The sequence below is a fragment of the Erythrobacter sp. AP23 genome (assembly GCF_001542855.1).
Lineage (GTDB): Bacteria > Pseudomonadota > Alphaproteobacteria > Sphingomonadales > Sphingomonadaceae > Qipengyuania.
Genome location: NZ_LNBY01000020.1, coordinates 194,969 through 209,287, shown reverse-complemented (window position 1 = coordinate 209,287; position 14,319 = coordinate 194,969). Strand labels below are relative to the sequence as shown.

The window sequence follows — 14,319 nt, the reverse complement described above, 5'->3', positions numbered from 1 at the left end:
AATAGGGGACGTTGTCCTCCGAATATTCGGCAGACGAGCCGTCGGGTGCGACATAGGCGCGGTAGAAGGCGAAATCGCCCGTGTGGCGCGGCCACATCCAGTTATCGATATCGCCGCCGTATTTCCCGATGGCGTCGGCGGGCGCATAGACCAGCCGCACGTCCTTGACCTCGAGCCGCTTGATGAGCGTGTATTCCTTGCCGCCGTAGAAGCTCGCGACGAGGCAACGGAATCCCGCATCCTGCTCGCATTCGGCGGTGATGTCCTTCACCCGCTGGTCGACCGTATCGTAACGCTCGGTGGGCGAGAGCGCATCGATCCCGTCGCGCACACGCGCGGTGACGTCGGTGATCTCGGTCGTCACATAGACGCGCGATCCGGGTGCGGCGGGCAGTTCCTCGCCCTTGGTTTCGGCGAGGAAACCGTTGACGAGGTAATTGTTCTCGGCGGTCGAATTGAACTGCACCGATCCGCGTGCGCAGTGGTGGTTGGTGACCACCAGGCCTTCATCCGAAACGAAGCTGCCCGAGCAACCCTGGAGTTGCACGATCGCGCCCATCGGGAAGCCGGTGAGATCGGAGAGCGCTTCGGGCGACACTTCGAGACCCGTTTCGCGCAAGTCTTCGGCGATTTCGGGAAGCTGGCCGGGGGTGAACATCCCCTCCTTGGCGGCGAGCGGTGCGGATGCGGCGCAGGCCATAAGCGCTGCGACAACGGCGGTTTTCTTCATTGGAATTCAGACCCCTTCCATCTGCGCAAAACGCGCAAGAATGGCTGCGAAGCTACCCCGCGCACACGCGCGCGGCAAGCATCTGCTCGGCCAGCGACATGACGGGTCGACTAGGGAAGCCGAGGTGGCCCTTATCGGGCGCCAATGGCGTCAGCCCAGCTTGTCCTTCAGGATCTGATTGACCACCGCCGGATTGGCCTTGCCCTGCATCGCCTTCATCGTCTGGCCGACGAAGAAGCCGAACAGCTTGTCCTTGCCGCCCTTATACTGCTCGACCTTGTCCTCGTTATTGGCGAGGATTTCGTCGATCGCAGCCTCGATCGCGCCGGTGTCGGAAACCTGCTTGAGGCCCTCGGTCTCGGCGATTTCCTCGGGATCGCGACCGGTCTTGAGCACGATCTCGAAAATTTCCTTGGCCTGCCCGCCGGAAATTTCACCCTTGGCCTGCATGTCGAGGATGCTGGCCTGCGCTTCTGCCGTGGCGTGGGCGGGATTGGCTTCCTCGCCCAGCGACTTGATCACGCCCGGCGCGACCGACAGCGCCCAGTTGGCGACCTGCGTCGCGACAGCCTTTTCGGGCTTGCCGATGCCGTTCGCGGTGGCCGCCAGCAGCGTTTCGAAACGAGCGAAGGTCTCGACCTCGGCGGTCAGCTCGCGGGCATTGTAGGGCGTGAGGCCCAGCTCTTCCTCGTACCGCTTGCGCTTGGCGTCGGGCAGTTCGGGCAGCGAGGCGCGGCATTCCTCGAGGAAGTCGTCCTCCAGCTCGAGCGGCAGCAGGTCGGGATCGGGGAAATAGCGATAATCGTGCGCGTCTTCCTTAGAACGCATGGTCCGCGTGGTTCCGGTGTTCGGGTCGAACAGGCGCGTTTCCTGATCGACCGTGCCGCCATTCTCCAGCACATCGACCTGGCGATTGGCTTCGTATTCGATGACCTGCATCACGAAGCGCACCGAATTGACGTTCTTCGTCTCGGTCCGCGTGCCGAATTCCTCGCCCGGCTTGCGCACCGAAACGTTGACGTCGGCGCGCATGGAGCCTTCTTCCATATTCCCATCGCACGATCCGACATAGCGTAGGATCGAGCGCAGCTTACGCACATATGCCCCGGCTTCCGCAGGCGAGCGCATGTCGGGCTTGGAGACGATCTCCATCAGCGCGACGCCGCTGCGGTTTAGGTCGACATAAGACATGGTCGGATGCTGGTCGTGCATCAGCTTGCCCGCATCCTGCTCGACATGGATGCGCTCGATGCCGATCACCTTGTCTTGCGGGATACCCGCCTTTTCATCGGCCTCGATATGCAGCGCCCCCTCGCCCACCAGCGGGTGGTAGAGCTGCGAAATCTGGTAGCCCTGCGGCAGGTCGGCATAGAAGTAGTTCTTGCGGTCGAACCGGCTCCACGCGTTGATCTCGGCCTCGATCGCCATGCCGGTGCGCACCGCCTGACGGATGCATTCGCGATTGGGCACGGGCAGCATGCCGGGCATGGCCGCATCGACGAGGGAGACCTGCGTATTCGGCTCCGCGCCGAATGCGGTGGAGGCGCCGGAAAACAACTTGGCGTTGGAGGTGACCTGCGCGTGGACTTCGAGGCCGATCACGACCTCCCACTCGCCGGTTGCGCCCTGGATGCGATAGGTACTCATTCGCTTGTGTCGTCCTGCTTGATCGTCACTTTCCGGTCCGCCTTGTCCTTGGCCTCCGGATCATACGGTGGCAGCTGGCCATCGGGCCCGAAGCGGGCCTCGCCATGATCGACATTGCGCGCCACGAACAGGGCGAAGAGCCCGGTCAGCAGCATCGCGCCGACGATGATCAGCATCATAGCCATTACCACCACTTCTCCGGCTGTGCTTCGAACCCGGCGCGTTGCTGGATCGCGAGGCCTGCATTGAGCACGCCCTGCTCGTCGAAGGGCTTGCCGACGATCTGCAGGCCCAGCGGTAGACCCTCGCCATTGAGCATGGCGGGCACGCTCATGGCGGGCAGGCCGGCAAGCGATGCGGGAACGGCGTAGACGTCGTTCAGATACATCGTCAGCGGGTCTTTATCGAGACTGCCCAAGGGGAAGCTCGCGGTCGGCGTGGTCGGCGCGAGGATCGCGTCGCACTCGCCCCAGGCCTGCTCGTAGTCCTGCGCCACCAGCGTGCGGATCTTCTGCGCCTGCGTGTAATAGGCGTCGTAGAAGCCCGCGGAAAGCACATAGGTGCCGATCAGGATGCGGCGCTTGACCTCGTCGCCGAAACCGGCGGCGCGGGTGGCAGCATACATGTCTTGCAGGCCCGCCCCGTCGGGCAGGTCGCGCAGGCCGTAACGCACGCCGTCATAGCGCGCGAGATTGCTTGAGGCTTCGGCGGGCGCGACGATGTAATAGGCGGGCAGCGCATATTTTGTGTGCGGCAGCGAGATATCGACGATCTCGGCGCCCGCATCGCGCAGCCATTCCTTGCCCTGCTCCCAGCTCTTGAGGATTTCCTCGTCGGTGCCGTCCATCCGGTATTCCTTCGGGATACCGATTGTCTTGCCCTTGAGGTCTGCCGAAAGGCCCGCTTCCCATGCGGGAACCTCCATCTTCAGGCTGGTCGCGTCCTTGGGATCGAACCCGGCCATGGCCTCGAGCATGATCGCACAATCCTCGACGCTGCGCGCCATCGGACCGGCCTGGTCGAGACTGGAGGCGAAGGCGACGACGCCCCAGCGGCTGCAACGGCCATAGGTCGGCTTGATCCCACAGATGCCGGTAAAGGCGGCGGGCTGGCGGATCGAGCCGCCGGTGTCGGTGCCGGTGGCAGCAGGCGCGATACGCGCGGCAACCGCGCTGGACGAACCGCCCGAAGAACCGCCCGGGCTCATCGCGGCATTGGTGCCCTGCTTCTTCCACGGCGAGGCGACATTGCCGAAATAGCTGGTCTCGTTGGAGGACCCCATCGCGAACTGGTCGAGATTGAGCTTGCCCAGCATCCCCGCGCCCGCATCCCACAGGTTCTGCGAGACGGTGCTTTCGTACTCGGGCGTGAAGCCTTCGAGGATGTGGCTTGCAGCGGTGGTCTGCACACCCCTGGTGGCGAAGAGGTCCTTCATGCCGATGGGCACGCCGCCCATTGTGCCGAGGTCCTCGCCCTTCGCGCGCTTCGCATCGGTCGCGTCGGCCGCGGCGAGCGCATGGTCGGGAGTGGTGACGATGAAGGCGTTGAGTTCGGCGGCTTCGGCAACGGCCGCGTTGAAGGCTTCGGCCACTTCGCGCGCGGTGAAGTCGCCGCCGGCCACGCCGTCGCGGATGGCCTTGACGCCGAGGTTGGTGAGTTCGGTCATATTACTGATCCCCTGCAAAGGCAGGGGCCTCGGGCCGCCCGCGCTCCGCCGGATTGATGGAGATCCCCGCCTGCGCGGGGATGATCGAATGCTTTCCCGCGAAAATCATTCGATCACCTTGGGCACGCCGAAGAAGCCGTGTTCGGCGGCGGGGGCATTGGCGAGCACATCCTCGCGCCGACCGCCACCCGTTTCGGGGATGGCATCGACCACATCGTCGCGCAGGCGCAGGCTGTTGGGGATGACCGCGGTCATCGGTTCGACGCCGCTGCAATCGACCTCGCCGAGCTGCTCGACCCATTCGAGGATATTGTTGAGTTCGGGGACCATCGTGTCGAGCTCGGCATCGCCCATCTTGATGCGGGCGAGCGAGGCGATCTTGGCCACTTCTTCGCGTGTGACTGACATGGGGAGCGCACTAGCCGCGAGGGGGCTGCGCTTCAAGCGGGATAGCGGGCCGAATTGCTATTCGAAGGGCTGGCCTACTGGCTTGCCATCGACAAAAACCTGATAGCCGGTGAAAGGGCGTAGTTCGACCTCGCCAGCCTTGTTCATCGGCTCACCTAACCCCTCATACTCGTGGATCAGTCTTCCGTTTACTACACGCTGAGAAATCGCCTTTGCTGTACCGGCTTCGACAAGTAACAGATGGGGGTTCTGACCATAGTCGGAGTTGGTCATGAGTCCGATAAGCTTCCCCCTTCCTGTTTCGCGAAGAAGTTGAACTCGGCACCCTTCCCTGCACAGGATAATTTCGTCGCGCAGATAGGCGCGCACCGCCTGCGCGGTTGCGTCATCTAACTGAGAAAGCTCGGCTTTCTCGGAGATTTCTCGACGGTCCGCCACGGACGTTGCGCCATAGGGGCGTACCTCCAATGCAGAGGCGTCGGCGGCGAGTTGAGCAATGCGCGGATTTTCACTGTCCTTCAAACGCGCCAGCGCCTCCCTCCCCGCATCGCCGAAATCCCAGCGCAGCGCGGCGAAGTCGAACTCGTCGACTGCGACCTTGCCGCTTTCCAGCCGCGCGATCTGGTTGCGCGCCGAGATTGCGCCGAAATCGAACAGCGGCAGTGCGAGGATGAAAGCGAGCACGCAGATCCCGGCGGCGAAATGCATGTTTGCGCGGCGCACGCGCTCCATCCAGCCGGTCAAACGCCCGCGGATCGGGGCGAGAAAATAGGCGAGGCCATAGGCGACTGCCACCGCCACCGCGATTACGCCCCAGATCCGTTCGGGACTGAGGCCGTATTGGGCGATCCGCGTGCCGGTCGACACTGCGGCGAGGAGCGCCAGCGGGAAGATCGCCAACGCTAGTACCAGAGCCGCCCAGCGCAGCACGCGGTTGCCGCTCGCCTCCTCGTCGTCGTTGCGGACGACGGCGTTGACCAGCACGAAGCTGGCGACCGCGACCGAGAGCAACAGCGGCGTCGGGCTTTCGGTAGCGTTCCACAGCACCGAAATGCCGCTCGCCAGCACGGCCAGCAGGAAGATTGCCAGCGCGATGGCCAGCGGGACCGCGATGATCGAGAAGACCAGCATCACCACCGATTGCAGCGTGCCGATAATCTTGAGCTGGTTGCGCAGCATCCCCAGCGCTGCGCCGAAGGCAACGCCCGAGAAGCTCCAGCCGAACCAGCCCCGCTCGATCAGAACCTCCAGCAGGTCGATGTCGATGGCTGAGAACAGCGCCGCGAGCAAGAACAGCAGCAGCCAGGAGACGCCGAGGAAGGCCAGCGCGCCCGCCACGCTGATCGAATCGGTCCAGACTTGGAAATGCGTCTCGTCGTAAGGCGTAGCCCAGCGACGCTTGTGGAAGCCCGCCTGGAACAAAGGCAGGGCGAGGGCGATCGAAACCACTCCCGCCGCAAACCAGAACGGTGCGTCCGCATAGCTTTCGCCCGCATTGGCCACCCGCCAGGCGATGCCCGCCATGACCAGCGCGACGATCGCGGCGAAGGCCAGCGGCGCTTGCCAGCGGTCGCGATCGAGCGTGAACGCGAAGGCCAGTGGGCCGAACGCCAGCGCGGCGGTCAGCGCCGCGCGCCACGGTGCCCACTCGTCCGAATTCCACTCGGCGGCGAAATGCACCCCGAGGCCCGCAAGGCCCAGCAGGACCGCAAGCAGCCAGGGCCGCAGCGGCCAGTCGCTATGGGGGTCGGGCGCGTGTGTCGTCGAAACTTCGCTCATGCGCCCTCCCCCGTGGCGTTTATTCGACCGGCGGTGCCCCTGCCTCGCCTTCGCCCTGCTGGCCCATCATCTGCTGGAGCGCGGCGGCGCGCGCCTGGAAGTCGTCGCGGCTCATGAAGTCGACAACATCGACCTCGAACACCAGATCGGCATTGGGCGGGATCGGCGAGCCCGGCGGCGGTTCGGCGCCATAGGCCTGTTCGGCGGGGATGGTCAGGACGTAGCTGCCGCCCTTCTGCATCTGCGTGAGGCCTTCGATAAAGCCATCGATGATCGCGCCTTCTTCCAGCAGCAGCGGATTGCCTTCGGGGAACAGGCCCGGCGGGACCGGCAGCGGCTGCGAACGGTCGAATTCGGTCCCGTCGGTCAGCTTGCCGACATATTGGACGAAGACCACGTCGCCGAGCTTGGGCGAATCGCCCGTGCCCGCGGTTACCGTCTCGACATCGAGGCCCTTGGGCACGGCTGCCCAGGCAAGGCCCGCGCCGAGCAACACGGCCACGACGACACCGAGCCACAGCTTGGTGAGCGAGCCTTTCTTGATCGGCTGGAGTGGAACGCGGGTAATCTCGGTCATGTGAATGTCTTCCCGAAAGGCATGGGCCGATACGCTAAGGGCGCGGATTTCTCCGCGCCCTCATGGCTTAGCTCAATTTGCGAGGCAAGGTGATTTGCTGCACCGGATCCCCGCCTGCGCGGGGATCGGGGATGACGCAGAGCCTGGGGCGCGGCGAGCCGCGCCGAGGGCTCCGTCACTTGACGCCGTCGCGCTCCATGCGCTTGCGCTCGAGCTTGCGGGCGCGGCGAACGGCGGCGGCCTTTTCACGGGCGCGCTTTTCGCTGGGTTTTTCATAGTGGCGGCGCAGCTTCATTTCGCGATACACGCCTTCACGCTGCAGCTTCTTCTTGAGCGCGCGCAGGGCCTGGTCGACATTGTTATCGCGAACGATGATCTGCATAAATTCAAACACCTCACTAAGCGGGCCAGAGCCCGCTGCGCGGGTTTGCCTCCTTGAAAACAGTTTCGCCAAGAGAACGAAAAACGCGCCGAATCCGTTCCGGACCGGCTCGAACGGGGGCGCACATACGGATTCTCCTGCCCAATGGCAAGCCCTTGCGGCAATCTCCAGCATCATGATGACGAACGGACATTTGACGGCTAAGGGCAGCGGCGATGTCCTCCTCTTTTCCTTTGATTGCCGCACTGCACGTCTTCATTGGCGGCGGTGCCGGCGCGGTGCTGCGCTGGCAGCTGGGCCGGGCGATGACCGGCTGGCTCGGTGCGCCCATGGTCACCGCTTTTCCCTTCGCCACGCTCGCCGCCAATGCCATCGGCAGCCTCGCGATGGGGTTCCTCGCCGGATGGTTCGCGCGCAGCGGCAGCGGCGACACCGAGCAATTGCGGCTGCTGCTGGGGGTCGGCCTGCTTGGCGGTTTCACCACCTTCAGCGCCTTCAGCCTCGAAATGGTGATGCTGTTGCAGCGCGGGCAGTATCTCTTCGCCCTGCTCTATGCGATCCTGTCGATCGCGCTGGGCATCAGCGGGTTGATGGTCGGGCTCAGCGTGATGAGGATGGTGGGATGAAGACTTCCGACGAAGTCCGCAGCTTTACCGTGGCGTCCGACGACGATGGGATTCGCGTCGACCGCTGGTTCAAGCGCCACCTGCCGCAGGTCGGCTTCGGCACGGTGAGCAAATGGACGCGCACCGGGCAGGTTCGGGTCGATGGCAAGCGGGTGAAGCCCGACGACCGGCTCGAGCAAGGCCAGCAGATCCGCGTTCCGCCGGGCGGCGATGCGCCGCACAGGAAAGCCAAGCCCAAGCGCGAGCTGAGCAAGGCCGAAATCGAACAGGCCGAGGCCATGGTCATCGAGCAGACCAAGGGGGCGCTAGTGCTGAACAAGCCGCCAGGTCTCGCGACGCAGGGCGGCACTAACACTTTCAACCACGTCGACGGATTGCTCGACGCCTTTGCTCCGGGCGAGGAGGACGTGCGCCCGCGCCTCGTCCACCGGCTCGACAAGGATACGTCGGGCGTTTTGCTCGTCGCCCGCACGCCGGGCAGCGCCGCCTTTTTCTCCAAGCGCTTTTCCGGCCGCAGCGCCAAGAAGATCTACTGGGCGCTGGTGATCGGCGTGCCCGACATCAAGGAGGGCGTGATCGAGGCCCCGCTCGCCAAGCAGCCGGGTTCGGGCGGCGAGAAGATGCATGTCGATCACGAGGGCGGCCAGCCTGCCAAGACCAAGTACCGCGTCGTCGATAGCGCGGGCAAGAAAGCCGCCTGGCTCGAACTCCAGCCGCTCACCGGGCGCACGCACCAGTTGCGCGTCCATTGCGCGGCCATGGGCCATCCGATCGTCGGCGATGGGAAATATGGCGGCAAGGATGCCTTCCTGACCGGCACGATCAGCCGCAAGATGCACCTTCACGCACGGCGCCTGATCATCGACAGTCCGGATGGCGGCAAGCTCGATGTGACGGCCGACCTGCCCGAACATTTCGCCGGTTCGATGGAGCAACTCGGCTTCGAAGAGACCCTCTCCGACGCGACTCCCATGCGCGACGATCCCCCGCCGAAGACGCGCGAGGAAAAGAAGCAGCAGGCGCGCCAGCACGCCAAGAATTTCCGCAAGTCGCAGCGTTCTCCGCGCCGCGCCCGGGGCGGTGCGGGCGGCAAGAGCAAGCCCAAGGGGCGCCGCAAGTGAGCCGCCTTGTCGTATTCGATTGCGACGGCACTCTGGTCGACGGGCAGGCGGCGATCTGCGAAACCATGGAGCAGGCCTTCGCCAGCGTCGGAATGGTCGCGCCCGACCGGCACCTCGTACGGCGGATGGTCGGACTGAGCCTGCCCTACGCCATGCGCGAGTTAGCCCCCGATGCCAGCGACGACGAGCGCCATGCGGTGGTCGAGGCTTATAAGATCGGTTTTCGCGACCTGCGCCTGTCGGGCGGCTTGCGCGAACCGCTGTTCGAGGGGATCGGTGCGCTGATCGACGAGCTCGACAAGGAAGGCTGGCTGCTGGCGGTCGCCACCGGCAAGAGCGATCGCGGGCTCCATGCCTGTCTCGACACGCACGGGATCAAACACCGCTTCGTCTCGCTGCAAACTGCGGACCGCCACCCGTCGAAGCCGCATCCCGCCATGCTCGAAGCGGCGCTGATCGATGCCGGCGTCGCGCCCGCCGAGGCAGTGATGATCGGCGACACCAGCTTCGACATCGAAATGGCGAAATCCGCAGGAGTTCGCGCGATTGGCGTGTCATGGGGCTATCACGAGCCGCAGGAACTGTTCGACGCCGGAGCCAGCGCGGTCGCCGATACTGCAGGACAATTGGGAGACATGATCCGTGGACCAGCGTGATCCCGCCCCTCACGATCCGACCCCTCACGATCCGGCCCCTCACGATCCGGCAAAGGCGCGGTTCTTCATGCTGCAGGCGGTCCGCCTGTCGGGCGTGGCGCTGGGCGGGCTGGGTGCGCTGATCCTGGGCGGCATTCTGCCCCTGCCCGAGCTCATCGGCTATCTCCTGCTGGCGTTCGGCGCATTCGACGTCTTCATCCTGCCGATCATCCTGGCCAAGCGCTGGAGCAGCAGCGAGTGAAGCGCTTCTACAAGGATGTGACCATCGAGAAGACGGAATTGGGGTATCACGTCGCGCTCGATGGCCGGCCGCTCAAGACGCAGGGCGGCAAGCCGCAAGTCGTCGAGTCGCAGAACCTCGCCGAGGCGCTCGCTGCCGAATGGGCCGAACAGGGAGAGACACTCGACGCAGCACGCTTCGCCTTGCGCGATATGGCGGATTACGCGCTCGACGTCGTTCCTGCCACGCGCGCCGAAATCGTCGCCAAGATGCTGCGCTACGTCGAAACCGATACGCTGTGTTACCGCGCCGGTCCCGACGAACCGTTCTGGCACCGCCAACGCGATGTCTGGGACCCGCTGGTCGAAGCGATGGAAACGCGCGAAGGCATCAAGCTGGAACGTGTGAGCGGCATCGTAGCCCGGCCGCATTCGCCCAAAATCATGAAGCGGCTCCGGGCGCGCCTCGAAGACCTGGATGATTTCGCTCTCGCCGCACTGGAACAGCTCGCCTCGCTCGCGGCATCGCTGTGCGTGGGGCTCGCCGCGCTCGAGGATGATGCCGATGGCGAAGCGCTGTGGGCAGCCGCCAATCTGGAAGAAGACTGGCAGGTCGAGCAGTGGGGGCAGGACGAGGAAGCCAATGCGCGCCGCGCAAGGCGGCTCGGCGAATTCCTCAAGGCAATGGAATTCGCGCGACTGGCGCGGGGCTGACCGCGATCAGCCTATCCAGTCGGCGATTTGCCCGGCGACATCGTTGGCGGCTTCGTTGAGCGCCGGACCGACAAAGGCGGTCTCCGCCGCGGCCACCGGCACGCGCGCCTCGAACCGGCGAGTGGTCACGTCCGAAGCGCTGCCATTGCGTACGGCATCGAAAGTTACCACCGCCTCGCGCGTGCGGGCATCGTAACCGAAGGCGCGCAGCGAGCCATGCAGCCGGTCGCTTGCCCCCACGCCAGGATCATCGCCATCGATGACCACGCGGTTCGACCGCGTGCGGATCGTTTCCGCCACCAGCCGCCGGAACAGGCGCGCGGGGCGTTCCACCCAGAAGGCGTCCTGCAAATAGGCAATCTGCGTATCGCTCATTTGCACCGGCACGCGCGTGACGTCGAGCGCCTTGGGCACCTCGAATTCGGCAATCGCCAGCGCGGTTTCCTGCGCGCCGCTGCCACCGGTTCCCGCCGGGGCCGAGGTGGTCGGCGTCAGCGTCAGCAGGCTGTCGGGGGCTTCGCCGCCGAAGCTCAGGCAGCCGCCCAGCAGCAGGACCGGGGCCAGTGCGGCAATCTTGATGGTGCTTCTCATGGCTATGCCCCTCACGGCTTGTAGTCGGGCAGCGGCTGACTGGAGAGCAGCGCGCCCGCGCCCTGCTCGTCGATCTTCTCGGTCACCGAGCGCAGCGCCTGGCTGGTTGCGCGCAGGTCCTTCAGCGTCGCCTCGGCGGCGGGCAGCGTGCTTTCGGTCAGTTGCCTGGTCGCGGGCCGCGCCTCGTTGAGCGTGTCCTCCAGCGCCTTGGCCGCACCGCTGGCCGAGGTCAGCGTCTGGCGCAATTGCACCGCCAGTTCCGCACCCTCTTCATTGATCAGCTTATCGGTCGACTGGGTGACCTTTTCGAAGGCGTCGAGCGCCTCGCTCGATTCGCGCAGCGTTACCTGAAGCTCGGCGAGCACCCGTTCGACCTGCGGTGTGGCCGCGGCAAGGTCGGCCGTCATCTTCTCGCTATTGGCAAGGATGCCCTCGAGCGATTCCTGGTTCTTGTCCGACAGCAGCATGGTCAGCCGCTCGGTCAGCGTTGCCAGCCGTTCGAGCAGCAGCGGGGCGTTGGCGAGCACCGCACCGAATCCGCCCCCGGCGGTCGGCGGAATGATCGGCACGCCTTCGGTGCACGCGGTCGTCTCGCAGGAAATCGGCGGGGCGCCGCTGCGCGCCCCGTCGAGCGTGATGGTCGAGACGCCGGTGAAGCTGCCCTGGATCGTGGCCGTGGTGCCGACCAGAATGGGCACGCTTTCTTTCACCTTGATCCGCACGCGGACGAATTCGGGGTCCTTGTCCCACAGCACGATCTCGTTCACCTGCCCCACCGGAACGCCGGCGAAATCGACCGAGCTGCCATTGGCGAGCCCGGCGACCGACTGCTTGAAGAAGATGTCGTATTCGTTCTGCGCCCCGCCGCCGAGCCGCGCGAGCCAGACGATGAACAGCGCGAGCGCGCCGAGAATCAGCAGCGTGATCGCCCCCACCCAAACGTGATTTGCCCGCGTTTCCATTGGTTTCGCCCTATGCCTTGCCCGCAGGCGGTTTGTCCAACGCTTTGACCGCATGCGCGGCGACCGGCTCGTCCATGTGCTTGCGCAGCTCGTCGAGCGCCTGCGCGGTCAGCGCGGCGCGCCCGCGCGGGCCGTTGAAATATTCCTGTATCCAGGGGTGATCGAGTTCCATCAGGTTCGGCACGGTATCGACCGCGATCACCTTCTTGTCGGCGATCACCGCCACCCGGTCGCAGATCTCGTGCAGCGTATCGAGATCGTGGGTGATCAGGAACACGGTCAGCCCCAGCGTTTCCTTGAGTTCCAGCGTCAGGTGATCGAACGCCGCCGCGCCGATCGGGTCGAGCCCGGCGGTGGGCTCGTCGAGAAACAGCAGTTCGGGATCGAGCGCCAGCGCGCGGGCGAGGCCGGCGCGTTTCTTCATCCCGCCCGACAATTCGGAGGGGTATTTGCTCACCGCCTCTTCGGGCAGGCCCGACAGCACCACCTTGTAGCGCGCGATCTCGTGCCGCAGCTCGGGTTCGATATCGGGATAGAACTGCTTGAGCGGGACCTCGACATTCTCGCCCACGGTCAGCGTCGAAAACAGCGCGCCGCCCTGGAATAGCACGCCCCAGCGGTTGCGGATGCCGATATCCTGCTGCGGGTCGCTCCCGGCGATCGAGCGCCCGAAAACGCACACCTCGCCTTCGGCAGGCGTCTGCAGACCGATGATCGCACGCATCAATACCGATTTGCCGGTTCCCGAACCGCCGACCACGCCGAGGATTTCGCCGCGCCTGACCTTGAGGTCGAGATCCTGGTGGACGACCTGCGGACCGAAAGCCGTCTTCAGCCCCTCGACCACGATCGGATATTCGCCGCGATAGCGTTCGTGGCGCCCCAGATCGCGCCCGGTTTCGTCCTGCGCCATCAGCCCCATCCGATTTCGGTGAAGAACACGGCGAAGAAGGCGTCGATCACGATCACCGCGAAGATGCCGGTGACCACCGCCATGGTGGTGCGCAGGCCGACCTCTTCCGAATTACCCTTGACCTTCATCCCGTGATAGCACCCCGCCAGCGCCACGATCAGGCCGAAGACGGGTGCCTTTATCAACCCGACCCACAGATCGTAGAGCGGGACGACGTCCTGGATGCGGGTGAGGAAGGTCCAGAACGGTATGCCGAGCATGAACTGGCCGACCACCGCGCCGCCGATAATCGCGACCCCGGCGGAATAGAAGCCCAGCAGCGGCATCATCAGCACCGCGGCGAGAATGCGCGGCACGACCAGCGCTTCCATCGGCGAAATGCCGATGGTCTGCATCGCATCGACCTCTTCGGTCAGCCGCATCGTCCCGATCTGCGCGGCAAAGGCGCTGCCCGATCGGCCCGCGACCATGATTGCGGTCATCAACACGCCCAGCTCGCGCAAGGTTATCCTCCCGACGAGGTTCACGGTCAGTGTTTCCGCGCCGAATTGCGCCAGCTGCACCGCGCCCTGCTGCGCGATGACGATCCCGATCAGGAAGCTCATCAGCCCGATGATGGGCAGGGCCGATACCCCGACCAGTTCGAGTTGCCGGACGAGTGCGAGCCAGCGGAAGCGCCGGGGATGGCGGATCAGGCTGGCGCAGGCGATCAGCAGGGCGCCGAGGAATCCGACCACGCCATAGACCCCGTGCCGCGCACCGAGCACCTTGTCTCCCATGGCCTGCGGCACGCGTTTCCACACGGGCAGGCGCGGCGCGGCGATCTCCTCCTCCGCGCGCGTCCCCTCGAGCGCGTCGATCAGCCGCTCGGCCCGATCGCTGGCGCCGGTTATCTCGGCTTGATGTTCATTAGACAGGCTGGTCGCGATCCATGCACCGACCGTGTCGATCTCGCTGACAGCGGAAAGGTCGATCCGGCTTATCGGACCTTCTAGCGCGCGCAAATCCTGGTCGATCGCGCCGATTGTGGACACGAGATAAGGGCCCGACAGGGTGAGCACATTGCCCCCGTCGTCCCCCTCGACCAGCTCGAATTCGGCGAAACCACCCATTGCGGCGCGGTATGCGGACAAATCAGGCGCTTGCCAAGCGGCTATCGCCCGCCGTCACCTGCGGCGTTGCATCGCAGCATGGGCGCTGGCATGGGATTTCGATCCAATCCTTCCGCGCCGGCCCTCTCCCCCGCCCGGCCACCCATAAATTACCGTGCCGTGGGTGGCCGGGCGGGGGAGAGGGCTGGCGCCGCACACGAGCGTCAGCACAAGATA

17 protein-coding genes are annotated in these 14,319 nt (G+C 65.1%); 5 read left to right on the top strand and 12 right to left on the bottom strand.

The window, feature by feature from the left end; all coding sequences use genetic code 11:
- The 8 genes from ASS64_RS16280 to rpsU all read right to left on the bottom strand — a co-directional run.
- Nucleotides 1-730 (bottom strand): S46 family peptidase (locus tag ASS64_RS16280; protein WP_198147748.1); only part of this gene is annotated, 730 nt, incomplete at its 3' end.
- A gap of 150 nt (nt 731-880) precedes the next feature.
- Nucleotides 881-2,377, bottom strand: coding sequence for an Asp-tRNA(Asn)/Glu-tRNA(Gln) amidotransferase subunit GatB (gatB, locus tag ASS64_RS16275; protein WP_067696826.1), 1,497 nt, complete (start codon nt 2,375-2,377; stop codon nt 881-883).
- Nucleotides 2,374-2,562, bottom strand: coding sequence for a hypothetical protein (locus ASS64_RS16270; protein WP_067696823.1), 189 nt, complete (start codon nt 2,560-2,562; stop codon nt 2,374-2,376). The genes gatB and ASS64_RS16270 overlap by 4 nt, the downstream gene beginning before the upstream one ends.
- Nucleotides 2,562-4,043, bottom strand: a complete 1,482-nt coding sequence (gene gatA, locus ASS64_RS16265; RefSeq protein ID WP_067696820.1) for an Asp-tRNA(Asn)/Glu-tRNA(Gln) amidotransferase subunit GatA — start codon at nt 4,041-4,043, stop codon at nt 2,562-2,564. Before gatA ends, ASS64_RS16270 begins: the two co-directional genes overlap by 1 nt.
- A 105-nt stretch (nt 4,044-4,148) precedes the next feature.
- On the bottom strand, nt 4,149-4,451 hold the full coding sequence (gene gatC / locus ASS64_RS16260; RefSeq protein WP_067696817.1) for an Asp-tRNA(Asn)/Glu-tRNA(Gln) amidotransferase subunit GatC: 303 nt from the start codon (nt 4,449-4,451) through the stop codon (nt 4,149-4,151).
- Nucleotides 4,452-4,508: 57 nt separating this feature from the next.
- Nucleotides 4,509-6,230, bottom strand: a complete 1,722-nt coding sequence (locus ASS64_RS16255; RefSeq protein ID WP_067696814.1) for a DUF4153 domain-containing protein — start codon at nt 6,228-6,230, stop codon at nt 4,509-4,511.
- Between the two features lie 19 nt (nt 6,231-6,249).
- Nucleotides 6,250-6,807 carry an FKBP-type peptidyl-prolyl cis-trans isomerase gene (locus ASS64_RS16250; RefSeq protein WP_067696811.1) on the bottom strand — a complete coding sequence of 186 codons (558 nt, stop codon included), beginning with the start codon at nt 6,805-6,807 and terminating at the stop codon, nt 6,250-6,252.
- Between the two features lie 175 nt (nt 6,808-6,982).
- Nucleotides 6,983-7,189 (bottom strand): 30S ribosomal protein S21, encoded by a 207-nt coding sequence (rpsU, locus tag ASS64_RS16245; protein WP_066772550.1) that lies wholly within the window; start codon nt 7,187-7,189, stop codon nt 6,983-6,985.
- Between the two features lie 215 nt (nt 7,190-7,404).
- Between rpsU and crcB the strand changes: the two genes are divergently transcribed.
- From crcB to ASS64_RS16220, 5 genes are read left to right on the top strand one after another with little or no spacing between them, the layout of a single operon-like run.
- A complete protein-coding gene (gene crcB, locus ASS64_RS16240; protein ID WP_067696808.1) occupies nt 7,405-7,815 on the top strand; it encodes a fluoride efflux transporter CrcB in 411 nt (136 codons plus the stop codon).
- A complete protein-coding gene (locus ASS64_RS16235; protein ID WP_067696805.1) occupies nt 7,812-8,936 on the top strand; it encodes an RluA family pseudouridine synthase in 1,125 nt (374 codons plus the stop codon). Before crcB ends, ASS64_RS16235 begins: the two co-directional genes overlap by 4 nt.
- Complete coding sequence (locus tag ASS64_RS16230; RefSeq protein ID WP_067696802.1) at nt 8,933-9,592, top strand: HAD-IA family hydrolase; 660 nt, start codon at nt 8,933-8,935, stop codon at nt 9,590-9,592. The genes ASS64_RS16235 and ASS64_RS16230 overlap by 4 nt, the downstream gene beginning before the upstream one ends.
- Nucleotides 9,579-9,833: a hypothetical protein gene (locus ASS64_RS16225; RefSeq protein WP_067696798.1), complete on the top strand. Its 255-nt coding sequence runs from the start codon at nt 9,579-9,581 to the stop codon at nt 9,831-9,833. The genes ASS64_RS16230 and ASS64_RS16225 overlap by 14 nt, the downstream gene beginning before the upstream one ends.
- Complete coding sequence (locus tag ASS64_RS16220; protein ID WP_067696796.1) at nt 9,830-10,525, top strand: ATP12 family chaperone protein; 696 nt, start codon at nt 9,830-9,832, stop codon at nt 10,523-10,525. Before ASS64_RS16225 ends, ASS64_RS16220 begins: the two co-directional genes overlap by 4 nt.
- 6 nt (nt 10,526-10,531) lie before the next feature.
- Here the strand turns inward: ASS64_RS16220 and ASS64_RS16215 are convergent, their stop codons facing one another.
- From ASS64_RS16215 to ASS64_RS16200, 4 genes are read right to left on the bottom strand one after another with little or no spacing between them, the layout of a single operon-like run.
- Nucleotides 10,532-11,116, bottom strand: a complete 585-nt coding sequence (locus tag ASS64_RS16215; RefSeq protein WP_067696794.1) for an ABC-type transport auxiliary lipoprotein family protein — start codon at nt 11,114-11,116, stop codon at nt 10,532-10,534.
- 11 nt (nt 11,117-11,127) lie between these two features.
- Nucleotides 11,128-12,078: an MlaD family protein gene (locus tag ASS64_RS16210; protein ID WP_067696792.1), complete on the bottom strand. Its 951-nt coding sequence runs from the start codon at nt 12,076-12,078 to the stop codon at nt 11,128-11,130.
- Nucleotides 12,079-12,088: 10 nt separating this feature from the next.
- Nucleotides 12,089-12,991 (bottom strand): ABC transporter ATP-binding protein, encoded by a 903-nt coding sequence (locus ASS64_RS16205; protein ID WP_067696878.1) that lies wholly within the window; start codon nt 12,989-12,991, stop codon nt 12,089-12,091.
- Nucleotides 12,991-14,103 (bottom strand): ABC transporter permease, encoded by a 1,113-nt coding sequence (locus ASS64_RS16200; protein WP_067696790.1) that lies wholly within the window; start codon nt 14,101-14,103, stop codon nt 12,991-12,993. Before ASS64_RS16200 ends, ASS64_RS16205 begins: the two co-directional genes overlap by 1 nt.
- Nucleotides 14,104-14,319: the final 216 nt, after the last annotated feature.